The organism is Pseudomonas sp. PS01298, assembly GCF_029959745.1.
GTDB lineage: Bacteria > Pseudomonadota > Gammaproteobacteria > Pseudomonadales > Pseudomonadaceae > Aquipseudomonas > Aquipseudomonas aylmerensis.
Genome location: NZ_JASCPP010000275.1, coordinates 1 through 283, shown reverse-complemented (window position 1 = coordinate 283; position 283 = coordinate 1). Strand labels below are relative to the sequence as shown.

Annotated in this window: 1 pseudogene; it reads left to right on the top strand. The window is 68.2% G+C overall.

What is annotated here, in order from left to right:
• Window positions 1–202: pseudogene (locus QMX97_RS32100) on the top strand (LysR family transcriptional regulator); the annotation flags it as partial.
• Window positions 203–283: the final 81 nt, after the last annotated feature.

Here is a 283-nt window from a genome sequence, read left to right as displayed (position 1 = left end):
GTCCTATCAAGTCGCCGCAGCGGTGGCGGCCGGTGAGCTGGAGATTGTCCTCGCGGCTTTCGAGCCCGCGGCGCTGCCGATCCAGGTGGTGTTCCAGAAAAGCCCGCGAGTGCCGGCCAAGATCAACACTTTCGTGGATTTCCTCACCCACCGCCTGGGCCAGGACGCAGCCCTGAATCCGGCGATGAAGCGGCGCGGATGATGGAGCGATACCGCGATATGCAGCTGTGCGCCGCGCTGGCCGGGCACCCGAGCCTGGCCTCGGCGGCGCGCAGTGTCGCGG